Genomic DNA, 15105 nt, shown 5'->3' on the forward strand with positions numbered 1-15105 from the left:
CCGATCCATTTGGATCGGTGTTTTATGTTTAAAAGATATTAAATACAGCATTTAATTGAAGTAAGCTAATAATAGCTAAGAAGATTAAACTATATTTCATCACTGTTTTAAATAGAACCGATTCTTTACCAACTAGTCCAACTGCCGCACAAGCAACTGCTACAGATTGTGGTGAAACCATTTTTGCTATTGTGCCACCAACTACGTTTAATGAAACGAGAGTAGATGGTACGATGTTTAATTGATCGGCAGTTACTGCTTGAAGTGGTGCGAATAGTGAACCACTAGATACTACTGAACCAGTAATGAATACGCCAATCCATCCTAAGATTGGAGAAAGAATAGGGAATGCATTTCCAGTAGAAGAGAATGCAAGTCCAAGTGTAGATGACATACCAGAGTAGTTCTCTACGTAAGCTAAAGCGATAACGCTACAAATTGTATATACTGGAACCTTTAATTCTTTTATTGTTTCAATCATTAATTCTTTAATCATTTTGCCGTTTACACGGTAGACGATAAGTGAAACGATAATTGCTAATACAATCGCAGTAGTTGTAGATGAGAATACATCAAATTTGAAAACAGCTGCGAAAGGTGTATCAGCTTTTGTGATTGGTGCAGTTTTAATAACTTGATTATGAAGACCAGGGAATTGAATGTTAAATACTAAGTTTGCTAATGGACCATCCGGAGCAAATAAAGCTTTAATTGGTTTTAAATTAAAGATTGTTACAAATGCAGTTAAGAATACGAATGGAGACCAAGCATATAAAATTTGATTGAATGTATGAGATTCTTTTTCTTCTTGTTTTTCTTCTTTAGCAGAAGATTTTGGTTGCCAAACACGTAAGAATAATGCAAGAGCGACCATACTTACGACTGCTGCGAAAATATTAGTAAGTTCTGCACCTAAGAAGTAAGTTACAACGAACTGAGTAATTGCGAAAGAAACACCACTTACAAGAATACCTTGCCAAGTTTCTTTAATGCCTTTAAATCCATCTACCATTGAAACAAGTAAGAACGGTAAAACAATGCTAATGAATGGCAAAATGTAAACTGCTTGACGACCGACAGTTAATGCATCTATTCCAGTTAATTGTGCAGGTACTGTAACTGGAATACCCATAGCCCCCATAGCACCACCAGCGATATTAGCTACTAAGCAAATACCCGCTGCTTTTAATGGATTAAAGCCCATACCTACAAGTAATGCAGCTGTAATAGCAACCGGAACACCGAAACCAGCTGCGCCTTCTAAGAAAGCGCCGAAAGAATAAGCGATTAATAATACTTGTAAACGTTGATCATTTGTAATACTTGAAATACTATCACGAATGACATTGAATTGTTCTGTTTTAACAGTTAATTTGTAAAGGAAGATAGCTGCGATAACGATAGTACAAATTGGATAAAATCCAGATAAAACACCAAATCCGGCAGATGCTACTGCTGCAGTTGTAGGCATTTTATAAACAAATATAGCAAGAATAATAGCAACAATTACACTGTAAAGACCAGCCATGTAACCTTTCATTTTGAATCCCACTAAACAAATAATGAAGCAAAAAATTGGAAGTGCTGCGATTAGAGCAGATAACCAAATATTGTTTAATGGGTCATAAATTTGTGTCCAAGTACTCATAATAATGACAACTCCTATCTATTTTATGTGAAGAAATTCACATTATTTGTGAAACTATTCACAATCAACTTACATGCTTAGTATATTCTCCTTCAACACTATTGTCAACGTAAAAAAGTATAATTATTCCATAATAGTGTTAAAAGAAATACTTTGTTCATAAAGTAGACAAAAAGCGCACTCAAGTGTATTTGAGTGCTTTGTATAAATTATTTACATATTCTTTTTCATTAGCTGATGCCTTGGTATTGAGTATATAGGGTGTTGGAATACTTAAGATTTGATAGGCGTGACATGCTTATTCCATTTGATCTAGTTGGAAAGGGGAATCATGTATATTTAATAAGAAGTCTCGAATAACAGTCCAAATGATTACAATACTAATTAAAAAAACAATAAGTCAATTTTTAATATTACATTAGCTCTTTTTACTGAAAATTCCTTTTAGCGTAACAAAGAGGTTAAATATAACCCAAATACGTTACGATAGGTTATCAATTATAGACGGTATTTTACAATATCATTACTGCACGTTGCAATGAGGTGAAAATATAACAAAAAGCCTGATAAAACAACGTTTGCAAGCAAAGTATTTGCAGCCCGTTGTTTTGCTTTTTCGTTATATCATATAGTATAATATTCAAAATCAGCAGGGATTTTTTCCTGAGTTCTTTGCTGGTTAAGATGGAAAAAAATTTCGGCTTTATAAGTTGATAAAGTTATGTCGTAACAGGAAATATAAGAACAGATATATAAATAAATAAAAAGAAAATAAAAACGAAAATGAGGGGAACTTTATGAGCCAAAATCAATTCGAATGTCGTATTTCAGAAGAAGATGTACAAATGCTAAGAGCGTTGGCGCATCCATTGCGTCTACGTCTAGTAATGGAACTAATGCAACGTGGAACTTGTAATGTAACACAATTACAGGAAGTGTTAGAAATTCCGCAATCAACAGTTTCGCAACATTTAACGAAATTAAAACAAAATAAAGTAGTGCGCTTTGAAAGACGAGGATTAGAAGTGTATTATCAAATTCATAATGATAAAGTAAGTGAAGTAGTGAAAACATTATTTTCTTAAAATTTGAATATTATGGAAAAGGACGTGTGAGATATACGTCTTTTTTTATTTGTCAGAAAGGTGATATGAGAGTAGATGTTAGCATGTAAGGAAGAAAAGGCTATCAATTAACATGTTGTTATATGGAATATATTCTAAAGGGAAAAGAAAAGATAGGAAGGAGTGTAGTAAGTAAAAGGAGGGATAGTAGTATGGATGTAAAACGTGTGAAACAAATCTTATCTTCTTCAAGTAGAGTTGACGTTACATATGAGGGCGTACCAGTATGGATTGAGAGCTGTGACGAGCAGAGTGGAGTTGCTCAAGTGTATGATGTATCTAATCCTGGAGAAAGCGTTCACGTGAACGTGACGGCTTTAGAGGAGAAGTAATAGAAAAGACGCTTCTAATTTTAGAAGCGTCTTTTTGTGTGTTATTCCATCATACTTGCAACTTTTTTAGAGCAGAGAAGAAGTACAAATCCTAGGACGATAACGATAATACCGATACTTGCAAATACTTCAAGATAGCCTAATGATTGTGTAAAGGAAGCAAGTTTACCAGCTAACCAGTTAGCCATACCTGAACCAGCTAACCATACACCCATTAGTAATGATGCTAATTTAACAGGTGCAATTGCACTTACCATTGATAGACCGATTGGTGATAAGAATAGTTCGCCAATTGTATGGAACATATAAGTGATAACGATGAATAATAAGTTTGCTTTAACAGTTATATCAGCTTCGCTACTTCCAGTTTTTAGAACCGCTAATGTTAAAACAAGGTAACCTATACCTAGTAAAATCATACCAAATGCCATTTTTGTTGGTATTTTTAAATCGCCACGCTTTGATTTAGAAAGTTTTAACCATAGCATAGATACGAATGGTGCAAGTAGTACGATGAACGCTGGATTAACGGATTGGAACCAAGATGTTGGAACTTCCCATCCAAAAATTGTACGATCAACAAATTTATCTGTATAAAGTGTTAAAGAACTACCAGCTTGTTCAAAGCCTGCCCAGAAGAATACTACGAAACAAGTTAAAATTACAATTGCCCAAGTGCGATTTTTTTCTTGTTTTGTTAAAGGTTTCTTTTCGATTGCAGGTTGATTTTTTGTTTTTTTACCAACAACTGTTGTTCCTGCTGTACCAAGGTAGCGAGGGGCTAATAAGTTGAAAACAATTTGTCCAATAATCATACCGATACAAGCTGCTAAGAATCCGTATTTATATCCCATAACCATAACGCCATCAACGCTTGTTTTAAAGAAATCTTCTGCTAAAAATCCACAAATAAGTGGAGCGAAGAAAGCACCTACGTTAATACCCATATAGAAGATAGTAAACGCACTGTCACGACGTGAATCATTTTCGTTATACAATTCACCTAACAGTGTAGAAATATTTGGTTTGAAGAATCCATTACCAATAACTAATAGTACTAATCCAAGGAATAGTCCTGTTTTTGTATTCATGGAGAATAGTACAAAGTTACCAATCGCCATAATAATTCCGCCGAGAGTAATGGCATGACGTCTCGTAATATAATGATCAGTTAGCCATCCGCCTATAATTGGCATGAAATATACTGCCGCTGTAAAAGTACCATATAATTGCACTGCGAATGCCTTATCAAATCCTAATCCGCCACTAACGGCAGCTGTTGTTAAATAAAGAACTAAAAGGCCACGCATTCCATAATAACTAAATCTTTCCCACATTTCTGTTAAGAACAACAAATATAATCCTGGTGGATGTTTTTTTGGTGATTGTTGTTCTCCAGCTTTTTCTAATTTTAAAGCTGCATCCATTTTTGTTTCCCCCTAATCCTGTATAACGGATATTTATGTAATTATTTTAATTCACAAAATATTTAGAAGTCAATAGAATTATATGGAAATAGAAAGAAAATTTCTAAAAAAATCTATTTTTCTTCAACCGTTACTGTATTTTTCCCTGAAAACTATATAATAAGCGTTTTCAAATGTAATAATTGAATTCTAAAAGAAAATAAAATAGTGATTAATCAGAAAATTTAGATTAAAATATTTATTCTGATATAGAGAAAATATATTTTATTTACTTTTTTAATATAACATATTGGGAATAAAAATACAAAACGAAATAATATGACATTTACGTGAATTGAAAAATAACCAGCTCCATAGAAGGGGGGCTGGTTAGGGAAATATTATTTAACAAAGCGTTTTTCGATATCATCTAATAGTAGGTTAGCAGCCATTACACCACCAGCTGTATTCCAAATAACATCGTCAACTTTGTATGCTTTATCATTTTTCACTGCATTTAAGTTTTTAAATAGAGGATCATTGATATATTCTTTTTCTAATTCAGAACCTTTTTTCTCGTTACCTTTATCGAATGTGAAGTAGAATAATACGTCACCATCCATTGCAGAAATACGTTCTTTAGATACATTACGCTCTGCGAAGTCATCTTTATTTTGATCACCAGGACGTTTAAATCCAAGTTCTTTTAAAATAACACCAGAGAATGTATCACCATGATAAATACGAACATCACCAGGCATGAAGCGAACCATAGAGATTTCTTGATTTACTTTATCACCTAGTTTGGTTTTTAAATCTTTCATACGTTTATCGTAATCAGCTAAAACCTTTTGACCTTCTTTTTCTTTATTTAATGCTTTTGCATAAAACTTAAAGTTATCTTTCCATTCACCACGTAATGTTTCAGAGAACACAGTAGGTGCAATTGCTGTTAGTTGCTCATACACTTTCTCGTGACGCATTTTGTTACCGATAATTAAGTCTGGTTTTAAAGAAGCGATTGTTTCCACATTCACTTGTCCTTCATCACCAACAACTTTTACATCTTTCATTTTATCTTTAATATGTGGATACCATGGATCACCAGTCCAAGATTTTACAGCCCCAACTGGTTTTACACCTAACTCGAGTAAAGCTTCAGTTCCTTCATTTGTTAAAATAACTACACGTTTTGGATTAGTGGGAACTTCTGTTTTACCCATTGCATGTTCCACATTAACCATTTCTTTTTTCGTATCCTCTTTTGTTTCTTCTTTCGTATTTGACTTTCCACAAGCACTTAAAAGTAATGAAAAGGCTAGTAAAAATACAAATACTATAAACGATTTCTTTTGCATGAATTTCATTATGTACCCCCTACATATTGAGAAGTTTTTTCAATAGCAAGCATGATATTAAGTCTTTATCTTTTGATTGTCAATATATACGGCTGAAAATAATTCTCATTTCCGTTGACAATGAGAATTAAGTTGAAATACACTTACAACGTATCATTATACATTGAAGGGGAAACGCTGCATGTTATTAAAAACAAATCAAGCAAAATGGATTGGATTATTTGTTGGGATCATTGCAGTTATTATTTGTATTTGGGGAAGTATTATTTTCGGATATACAAATACGAGCTGGAAATTAGCATTAGATGCTTTTTTTCATTTCAATGGTTCCAATGAACATATTATTATTCAAAATGTACGTCTACCAAGGGCATTAATTGCAGCGAGTGTTGGTGCTAGTTTAGCCATTGCGGGTTGTCTTATGCAAACTTTAACGAAGAATCCGCTTGCTTCTCCAGATTTTATTGGATTAAATTCAGGTGCTGCTTTCTTCATAGTCGTAGCAATTGTTATTTTTTCCGTGACATCATTATCAGCTTTCACGTGGATTGCCTTTTTAGGAGCAGCAGTTGCAGCTGTACTTGTATTTGCTTCTAGCTCTTTAGGAAAAGAAGGGACAACGCCTCTTAAGTTAACATTAGCAGGGGTCGCAATTAGTGCGTTATTTTCATCATTAACACAAGGATTACTTGTGTTAAATGAAAAGGCGCTTGAAGAAGTATTATTTTGGCTTGCTGGATCTGTGCAAGGAAGAAAGTTAGAAATTTTACAATCTGTATTCCCATATTTATTAATAGGCTGGATCGCATCTATTATGATGGCAGGGAAAGTAAATACATTGATGATGGGGGAAGACGTCGCGAAGGGGCTTGGACAACGAACAATTTTAATGAAATCATTCGTGTTACTTATTATTGTCCTGTTGTCTGGTGGTTCAGTTGCGGTTGCTGGTCCAATTGGATTTATTGGAATTATTATCCCACATTTCGCCAGATTTCTTGTTGGAGTAGATCATAGATGGAGAGTACCGTATAGTGGCCTGTTAGGTGCAATACTACTAATCTTGGCTGATATAGCAGCAAGATATGTCATTATGCCACAAGAAGTACCAGTAGGGGTTATGACAGCATTTATTGGTGCACCGTTCTTTATTTATATTGCACGTAAGAGAGGGCTTAGCAAATGAAGAAGTATATTCCGTTTCGTATAGGAAAAGGCGGGCTCTCGTTTTTAATGTATAAACGAGCTTGTCTCGTCTTATTCAGTTTACTAGTTGTTTTAATAGGATTATTTTTTGCGAGTGCAGGTATGGGAGATATGAAAATTGCTCCTTATGATGTATGGCAAGCAATCACTGGAAATGGCGATGCGATGTCCAATATGGTTGTAAATAAGTTTCGTATGCCGCGTATTTTAATTGCTATCCTTGTAGGAATCGCACTTGCTGTAGCAGGATGTATTTTACAAGGCCTCGTTCGAAATCCACTGGCTTCACCTGATATCATCGGGATTACAGGTGGTGCAAGTGTAGCAGTTGTATTATTTTTAGCTCTATTTAGTGATAAAAATAATGCGCTAACTGTAAGCATTCATTATATGCCGTTAGCAGCCTTTGTTGGTGCAACGATTGTCGCGCTTTTTGTATATTTATTTGCATGGAGAAATGACGGGTTATCACCGATTAGTCTTGTTTTAATTGGTGTTGGGTTTTGGGCATTAACAAAAGCGGCAACGACTTTGTTTATGTTGTTAGCGCCAATTTACCAAGCGAGTCAAGCGAATGTATGGATTACAGGTACTGTTTATGGATCTTCATGGCAAAACGTCATGGTACTTGCGCCGTGGGTTCTCATTTTAACGGTAATATCGTTTATAGCTGCTAGACATTTAAATGCGCAAGAGCTAGGGGATGATATTGCGGTAGGACTTGGTGTTCCTTTAACGAAATCGCGCGTATTCATGCTATTACTGAGTACAGCTTTAATTGGCGGTGCAGTTGCCTTTGCCGGAGGAATTGGATTTGTCGGTTTAATGGCACCTCATATTTCGCGAAGACTAGTTGGTTCTTTATACGGTGCATTACTCCCAGTTGCGGCGATTGTTGGTGCAATTTTAGTACTTGCTGCAGATTTAATTGGGCGTACAGTTTTCACCCCACTTGAAATTCCAGCAGGGGTATTTACATCAGCAATTGGTGCACCTTATTTTATTTATTTACTTTATAAAAGTCGGAATTCATAAAGGGAGATGAATATGCAAAAAGCATTGGAGACGAAACGTTTGACGTTGTCTTACGGCGAAACAATTATTATTGATGAGTTGAATTTAGAAATTCCAAAAGGCGAAATTACAATCTTTATCGGTTCTAACGGTTGCGGGAAATCAACTTTATTACGTTCACTAGCTAGATTATTAAAACCAACAACTGGTGACATTTTGTTAGATAATCAAGCCATTCAAAGTATGCAAACGAAGCAAATTGCTCGTCAAATGGCAATTTTACCGCAAGGACCGCAAGCACCAGAAGGGCTTACAGTATTGCAACTTGTAAAACAAGGACGTTATCCATATCAAACATGGCTGAAACAATGGTCAGAAAAAGATGAGGAAATGGTACAAAAAGCACTTGCAGCAACAGGTATGACAGAATTTGCTGAGCGTGATGTGCATGCTCTTTCAGGTGGACAACGTCAACGTGCTTGGATTGCAATGACGCTTGCACAAGATACAGATATTATTTTACTGGATGAGCCTACTACATATTTAGATATGACTCACCAAATTGAAGTGCTAGATTTATTATTCGAATTAAATGAAACAGAACAAAGAACAATTGTTATGGTATTACACGATTTAAATTTAGCATGCCGTTATGCAGATAATATTGTAGCCATTCAAGATAAGCAAATATATGCACAAGGTAAGCCGGAAGAAGTAGTAGATGAGAAGCTAGTACGTGATGTATTCCGAATGGAATGTCAAATCAGTACGGATCCGTTATTTGGAACGCCACTTTGTATCCCGCATGGAAAAGGAAGACGTGTACGTAAAGAGGTTGTTCAGGCAATGAGATAATGAAAAAGACGATGAGGGTTCATCGTCTTTTTATTTTTGGCAAGAAAATAAGAGGAAGAGGGGAATTCGTAAACGTCGTTCATATTCTTCTGCGCTTTGAAAATAAGTTTGATCTGGTGTAGCTTCTTTTAAGTTTGTAATCGTAAAGCCAGCTTGTTGTAACAATGTAAAATACTCTTCCGTTGTACGATGGTATTTAATAACTTCTTGCTCAATCCAAAGCTCAACGCGTTTTCCCATTTTAAAATAATCATCGTCGAGCCAGCTTGTTCTTTTCCCGCTCGTTTGTAAGCTTTTAAATGAAGAGGTAATAATAGGATGTTGAACGCTAAAAATAAAGGTTCCATTTGTTTTTAAAGTTTCGTACACATTACGAAAAATGATAGGAAGATGTTCAATATAATGTAAGGCGAGTCTAGATGTTACTAAATCAAAAGTAGCAGGAGGGTATGTGTAGTCTTTAAGGTTTAAAAAATGGACGGAGCCATTTTTATTTTCTAGCTGTTTTTTAGCTTTTTCATACATAAGTTCGGAGCATTCAATACCAGTGTAAGAGTGGCAGCCTTTTTCTAATAACTCCTTGCCAAATTTTGCGTCTCCGCAGCCTAAATCAAGGATTTGTTTTCCTTTCACATCATCAATGAGTTGAAAGAAGGCTGGTTTTTCAAGTGACTCATTTGGGCTATTTTCTCGGTATCTTCGTTTCATATATTGTTTAAAAAATGCTTCGTTATTATATACATCAGATTCAGTAAATGCCATGATTGAAGCCCCCTTAAATATTTTTTTTATTCTATCAAATATGAAAAGTAAATGATAGATTTCTTGTAATGAATCATATATAATCTAGAATTGTAAGCGGTTACTTTAAACTATTTTTCTATAATAAATTCTGAAAACGTGTTAAGCTATTAGAGGGATTATTAGAACTATTAAGACAATAATTCGCTTACATGAACGATGGGAGGCTTCACAATGTCTAGTAAAACACTTGCAAAATTTTTAGAAGAAAATTTAGAGGATTTAAAATCAAAGGGGCTTTATAACGTAATTGATCCGCTTGAGAGTTCAAATGGACCGATCATTACAATTGGCGGAAAAGAATATATTAACTTATCTTCAAACAACTATCTTGGATTAGCAACAGATAGCCGTTTGCAAGAAGCAGCCATTGGTGCTATTCATAAGTACGGTGTTGGAGCAGGAGCTGTTCGTACAATTAACGGTACTTTAGATTTGCATATTAAATTAGAAGAAACAATTGCAAAGTTTAAACATACAGAAGCAGCAATTGCTTATCAATCAGGATTTAACTGTAATATGGCAGCGATTTCAGCCGTTATGGATAAAAATGATGCGATTCTTTCAGACGAATTAAACCATGCTTCTATTATCGATGGTAGTCGTCTATCAAAAGCAAAAATTATCGTTTATAAACATTCTGATATGGAAGATTTACGCCAAAAAGCAATCGCGGCGAAAGAATCAGGTCTTTACAATAAATTAATGGTAATTACAGACGGTGTCTTTTCAATGGATGGAGATGTTGCAAAACTACCAGAAATCGTTGAAATTGCAGAAGAGTTAGATTTAATGACATACGTAGATGATGCACACGGTTCAGGTGTACTTGGAAAAGGTGCAGGAACGGTAAAGCACTTCGGTCTGTCGGATAAAGTTGATTTCCAAATTGGTACATTATCAAAAGCAATTGGGGTAATTGGTGGATATGTAGCTGGGAAACAAAACTTAATTGACTGGTTAAAAGTTCGTTCACGTCCATTCTTATTCTCTACAGCATTAACACCAGCTGATGCAGCTGCTTGCATGAGATCAATTGAAATCTTAATGGAAAGCACAGAGTTACATGATCGTCTGTGGGAAAATGGTCGCTATTTAAAACAAGGATTAAAAGAACTTGGCTTTAACATCGGAGAAAGTGAAACGCCAATTACACCTTGTATTATTGGGGATGAAGTGTTAACACAAGAATTTAGTAAACGTCTAAATGAAGAAGGCGTATACGCAAAATCTATCGTGTTCCCAACTGTAGCAAAAGGAACCGGACGCGTTCGTAATATGCCTACAGCAGCTCATACGAAAGAAATGTTAGATGAAGCAATTCGTAAGTATGAAAAAGTAGGGAAAGAAATGGGCATCATTTAAGTAACGACATCTTTTGAATAGCTTGCAAATGAGGAGTGGGGAAAATGAAAAAAATTCTAGTAACCGGTTCTTTAGGGCAAATTGGTTCTGAACTAGTAATGAAACTTCGTGATGTATACGGCGCATCAAATGTTATTGCAACAGATATTCGTGAAACAGATAGTGAAGTGGTAACGTCTGGTCCATTTGAAACGTTAGATGTAACAGATGGACAAAAACTACATGATATCGCAAAGCGTAATGAAGTAGATACAATTATTCATTTAGCAGCTTTACTTTCAGCAACAGCAGAAAAAAATCCGTTATTTGCATGGAATTTAAATATGGGCGGACTTGTAAATGCATTAGAAGCAGCTCGTGAATTAAACTGTAAGTTCTTCACGCCAAGTTCTATTGGTGCATTTGGTCCATCAACGCCGAAAGATAATACGCCACAAGATACAATTCAGCGACCTACTACGATGTATGGGGTAAACAAAGTAGCAGGAGAATTACTATGTGATTATTATCATCAAAAGTTTGGCGTTGATACGCGCGGCGTACGTTTCCCTGGTTTAATTTCTTACGTAGCTCCTCCAGGAGGCGGAACAACTGATTATGCAGTTGAAATTTATTATGAGGCGATTAAAAAAGGCACATACACCTCATACATTGCAGAAGGAACATACATGGATATGATGTACATGCCAGATGCTTTACAAGCGATCATTTCATTAATGGAAGCTGATCCAAGTAAGCTAGTGCATAGAAATGCATTTAATATTACAGCGATGAGCTTTGAGCCAGAGCAAATTGCAGCATCAATTCGTAAACATATCCCGACGTTTACAATGGATTACGCTGTAGATCCTGCTCGTCAAACAATCGCTGATAGCTGGCCAAACTCTATTGATGCAACAGCAGCAATGAAAGAGTGGGGCTTTAAAGCAGAATATGATTTAGACAAAATGACAACGGACATGTTGGCTAAGTTAAAAAAAAAGCTCACAGCTGAGTTAGTGATGAATTAATAGGAAGGGTCGATTCTTGGGAGTCGACCTTTTTATTTGTATTTTAGGAATATACAAATAATTACAAACGTGATAGAATGAGTTAATTTGTGTGTAAAGGGGAGACAGGGGATGGAGAAATGGGAGTTAGCAAAGGAAATTTACAATACGTCACGTTTAATGGGAACATTTAAGCTTCGATCAGGACAAGTATCAAATCAATACTTTGATAAGTACTTATTTGAATCTAATCCAGTACTGTTATTAGAAATTGCTATACAATTGAAAGAGCTCATTCCTCCTGATACAGAAGTACTCGCTGGTTTAGAAATGGGAGGAATTCCAGTAGCAACAGCATTATCTTTACAAACAGGTATACCAGTTGTATTTGTAAGAAAAGAAGCGAAGAAGTACGGTACATGCAAGTTAGCAGAAGGCGTTAATATTACTGAGAAAAATGTTTGTGTTGTTGAAGATGTTATTACGACAGGCGGTCAAATATTATTAAGCACGAAAGATTTAAGAGAACTAGGTGCGAAGGTACATCATGTTTTAGGCGTGATTGAACGAACAAAAGAGGGAAGAGAAAACTTATTAGAAGATGGTTTACAGCTACATTCTTTATTTACAATGGATGAGTTAATTGAAGGAGAAAAGCAACATGCAAAGAGTTGATGTCGTATATGCGCTCATATATGATGAGGAAATAGATAAAATATTAATGGTACATAATGTGGAACAAAACGTTTGGTCATTACCAGGTGGGGCTGTTGAAAAGGGTGAGACGTTAGAGAAAGCTCTAGTAAGGGAAGTAAAAGAAGAGACAGGTTTAACTGCTGTAGCAGGTGGACTTGTTGCGATCAATGAAAAATTCTTTGAAGAGTCAGGGAATCATGCGCTATTATTTACATTTCGAGCGAATGTAGTAACAGGTGAACTTATTGCAGAAGATGAAGAGGAAATTTCTGCAATAGAGTGGGTGGATCGAACAATCGCAAATGAACGATTCCCATTCTACGATGGAGGATTCGAGTCATTATTAGAAGTAGCCATTTCATACAAGTTTCAGCCAGAAACAAAGTGATTGAAAGAAAAACAGGAGCGACAACGCTCCTGTTTTTCTATTCAATCGTCTTCAGTAATAACTTTTTCAATAGTGGTTTAATCTTCAGACGTAAATCTTCAGCGTGATTTGCAACTAAGAAGTGATGGTTATAAATGTTCTTCATTAATTGATAAGTTGCTTCTTTCGCTTCGCCTTCTTCGATGAAGATTCCGATTACTTCCATACCACTTTTACGAGCAAGTTTAACAGCTTCATGTGTATCTAAAATACCGTCTTGTTGATAGTCTAGTGCAGAAGGTTCACCGTCTGTGAAGACAAGTAAGAATTTATGCTTTTCTGGTCTTTTTGCAAGCTTTTCAGAAACGATACGAATAATATATCCATCGCGATTATCTTCTTCTTCGCGAAGCTGCATAATTTCGGGACCAACGTTTGGTAACGTTGAGTTTTTATACGTTACAACTTCATGGATAACGTTCGGCTTATCTTCAGGTTTAGCACTAGAAGCATCTTCCCAAAATCCGCTAATAGCGTGCGGGATTTTTAAAGATTTCAACGCTTCATGGAATAGGACCACACTCTTTTTCGTTTCTTCCATTTTGTTATACATAGAACCAGAGCAGTCCACTAGTAGTTGGAATGCAACGTCAAGTTCTTGTGATTCTTGTCCTTTTTTATAAAACATGCGCGGTTGCTTTTCAGTATAAATACGAAGGAATTTCTTACGAAGTCTTCCGTAATATTTATCACTATTTGCATTCGTTTTATTTTCAATCGTTTTTTCGATAATTTTCTTTAATTCTTTTACATCTTTATTAACGACTGATTTGATAGCTTGGTAATCTTTTTTCTCATCGGTATTTGCTTTGCGAGCTTCTTTAAATGTATGAGAAGCACCTACATTATACTTGCCGTATGCACCATCATTTTGACTAGAAGCGTGTGAAGCTCTTGCTTCTTCTGTATCAGCGCCATCAAAGTTGGATTGTGTACTCTTTTGAGAAGTACCTTGTACAGAACCAAGTGCTTGGTCGCCATCTTCTGATTCACGAGCAGTATCGCCCATCATGTTTGTTTTTGTTCCGCTTTCTAATTCAAAGCGTAAAAAGTTCTCGTTTTCGTTATTTTTATTTTCACGATGCCATGTGGAGAAACTTTCATCCATCTTGTTTTTATTTTCATCGTCATCTATGAGCTGTGTATCATCATTTGCTAAATCTTCGACGCGACAGTTCTTTTCGTCTGCAATGACAGATAAATAAAGCGGAGCATGTCCGAAATAATTATTAAGCATATCACTTTCAAGAAGTCCTTCTAAACGATAGCGAATTTTTTCAACGATATACATAATGTCTTCTGTATTACGAGCTTGGAATGTTTCATGCAAAATTGCTTCAATTTGCTCGAAATATTCATTATTAAACATTTCATATTTATCGCTCGTTAATGAAAGATAGCAGAGACAAAATAGACGATCACCGTGATAGTTACGAACACGATTGATTTCATTTTGTGAACCAAAGTAATTGCGATACATTTCTTTTCTTCTTTTAAAAACATGCTTTGTGCCAGGGCGTAAGTTTTTTACGATTTCCTCAACACGTAAATCTTCTAATAGAACAAATAATTGTGTTAAAAACTTTTTTAAGGGTGATTCTTGTAATTCAATCGCATAAGAACGAATTAAAGTCATGTCCGAGTAATGTTTATTACCAAGTGCTTTTAAAAACACTTCGCTTTTTAATCCGATTACTGTATCCTCTTCTTTTCGATCATCCCAAAAGTGACTAATGACAACCTTTTTTTCAATTTCGTCGTAGTATGCTTTATAGCCATACTCAAGGTAGGCATCGTCTTCTTTTAGAAGAGCATACATTAAGTTTTCCATTTGTAGAAACAGCGACGCATCAATTTTTTTGTCACTAAAAATTTGTCTCATGA

At 35.4% G+C, this 15105-nt stretch carries 14 protein-coding genes; 9 read left to right on the forward strand and 5 right to left on the reverse strand.

What is annotated here, in order from left to right; all coding sequences use genetic code 11:
• Window positions 1-28: 28 nt before the first annotated feature.
• Entirely contained in the window at window positions 29-1648 is a 1620-nt protein-coding gene (locus ATN06_RS03185) for an L-lactate permease (protein WP_060629507.1), read from the reverse strand.
• A gap of 797 nt (window positions 1649-2445) precedes the next feature.
• Here ATN06_RS03185 and ATN06_RS03190 point away from each other — a divergent pair.
• Together ATN06_RS03190 and ATN06_RS03195 are read left to right on the forward strand one after the other, a co-directional pair.
• Window positions 2446-2733: an ArsR/SmtB family transcription factor gene (locus ATN06_RS03190; RefSeq protein ID WP_000081429.1), complete on the forward strand. Its 288-nt coding sequence runs from the start codon at window positions 2446-2448 to the stop codon at window positions 2731-2733.
• A 191-nt stretch (window positions 2734-2924) separates the two neighbouring features.
• Window positions 2925-3104, forward strand: coding sequence for an acid-soluble spore protein H (locus ATN06_RS03195; RefSeq protein WP_060629508.1), 180 nt, complete (start codon window positions 2925-2927; stop codon window positions 3102-3104).
• A gap of 41 nt (window positions 3105-3145) precedes the next feature.
• Here ATN06_RS03195 and ATN06_RS03200 read toward each other — a convergent pair whose 3' ends face one another.
• A complete protein-coding gene (locus tag ATN06_RS03200) occupies window positions 3146-4531 on the reverse strand; it encodes a peptide MFS transporter (RefSeq protein WP_000338332.1) in 1386 nt (461 codons plus the stop codon).
• A gap of 380 nt (window positions 4532-4911) precedes the next feature.
• Complete coding sequence (locus tag ATN06_RS03205; RefSeq protein WP_060629509.1) at window positions 4912-5877, reverse strand: ABC transporter substrate-binding protein; 966 nt, start codon at window positions 5875-5877, stop codon at window positions 4912-4914.
• Between the two features lie 172 nt (window positions 5878-6049).
• On the opposite strand from ATN06_RS03205, the gene ATN06_RS03210 reads away from it, so the two are divergent.
• The 3 genes from ATN06_RS03210 to ATN06_RS03220 are packed head-to-tail and all read left to right on the forward strand — an operon-like array spanning window position 6050 to window position 8943.
• Window positions 6050-7054, forward strand: coding sequence for a FecCD family ABC transporter permease (locus ATN06_RS03210; protein ID WP_017560400.1), 1005 nt, complete (start codon window positions 6050-6052; stop codon window positions 7052-7054).
• Window positions 7051-8109: a FecCD family ABC transporter permease gene (locus ATN06_RS03215; RefSeq protein WP_060629510.1), complete on the forward strand. Its 1059-nt coding sequence runs from the start codon at window positions 7051-7053 to the stop codon at window positions 8107-8109. The genes ATN06_RS03210 and ATN06_RS03215 overlap by 4 nt, the downstream gene beginning before the upstream one ends.
• Before the next feature lie 12 nt (window positions 8110-8121).
• Complete coding sequence (locus ATN06_RS03220) at window positions 8122-8943, forward strand: ABC transporter ATP-binding protein (RefSeq protein WP_001167961.1); 822 nt, start codon at window positions 8122-8124, stop codon at window positions 8941-8943.
• 30 nt (window positions 8944-8973) lie between these two features.
• Here ATN06_RS03220 and ATN06_RS03225 read toward each other — a convergent pair whose 3' ends face one another.
• Window positions 8974-9705, reverse strand: coding sequence for a class I SAM-dependent methyltransferase (locus tag ATN06_RS03225; protein WP_060629511.1), 732 nt, complete (start codon window positions 9703-9705; stop codon window positions 8974-8976).
• A 213-nt stretch (window positions 9706-9918) separates the two neighbouring features.
• Between ATN06_RS03225 and ATN06_RS03230 the strand changes: the two genes are divergently transcribed.
• The 4 genes from ATN06_RS03230 (at window position 9919) to ATN06_RS03245 (ending at window position 13182) form a co-directional block, all read left to right on the forward strand.
• Entirely contained in the window at window positions 9919-11109 is a 1191-nt protein-coding gene (locus ATN06_RS03230; RefSeq protein WP_000095906.1) for a glycine C-acetyltransferase, read from the forward strand.
• Between the two features lie 44 nt (window positions 11110-11153).
• Window positions 11154-12119: an L-threonine 3-dehydrogenase gene (locus tag ATN06_RS03235; protein WP_000723139.1), complete on the forward strand. Its 966-nt coding sequence runs from the start codon at window positions 11154-11156 to the stop codon at window positions 12117-12119.
• 111 nt (window positions 12120-12230) lie between these two features.
• Window positions 12231-12773: an orotate phosphoribosyltransferase gene (pyrE, locus tag ATN06_RS03240; RefSeq protein ID WP_060629512.1), complete on the forward strand. Its 543-nt coding sequence runs from the start codon at window positions 12231-12233 to the stop codon at window positions 12771-12773.
• Window positions 12760-13182: an NUDIX hydrolase gene (locus tag ATN06_RS03245; protein ID WP_060629513.1), complete on the forward strand. Its 423-nt coding sequence runs from the start codon at window positions 12760-12762 to the stop codon at window positions 13180-13182. The genes pyrE and ATN06_RS03245 overlap by 14 nt, the downstream gene beginning before the upstream one ends.
• A 37-nt stretch (window positions 13183-13219) precedes the next feature.
• Here the strand turns inward: ATN06_RS03245 and ATN06_RS03250 are convergent, their stop codons facing one another.
• Window positions 13220-15103: a vWA domain-containing protein gene (locus ATN06_RS03250; RefSeq protein ID WP_060629514.1), complete on the reverse strand. Its 1884-nt coding sequence runs from the start codon at window positions 15101-15103 to the stop codon at window positions 13220-13222.
• Between the last annotated feature and the right edge of the window lie 2 nt (window positions 15104-15105).

Source organism: Bacillus thuringiensis (assembly GCF_001455345.1).
In the GTDB taxonomy this organism is placed as follows: Bacteria; Bacillota; Bacilli; order Bacillales; family Bacillaceae_G; genus Bacillus_A; species Bacillus_A thuringiensis_N.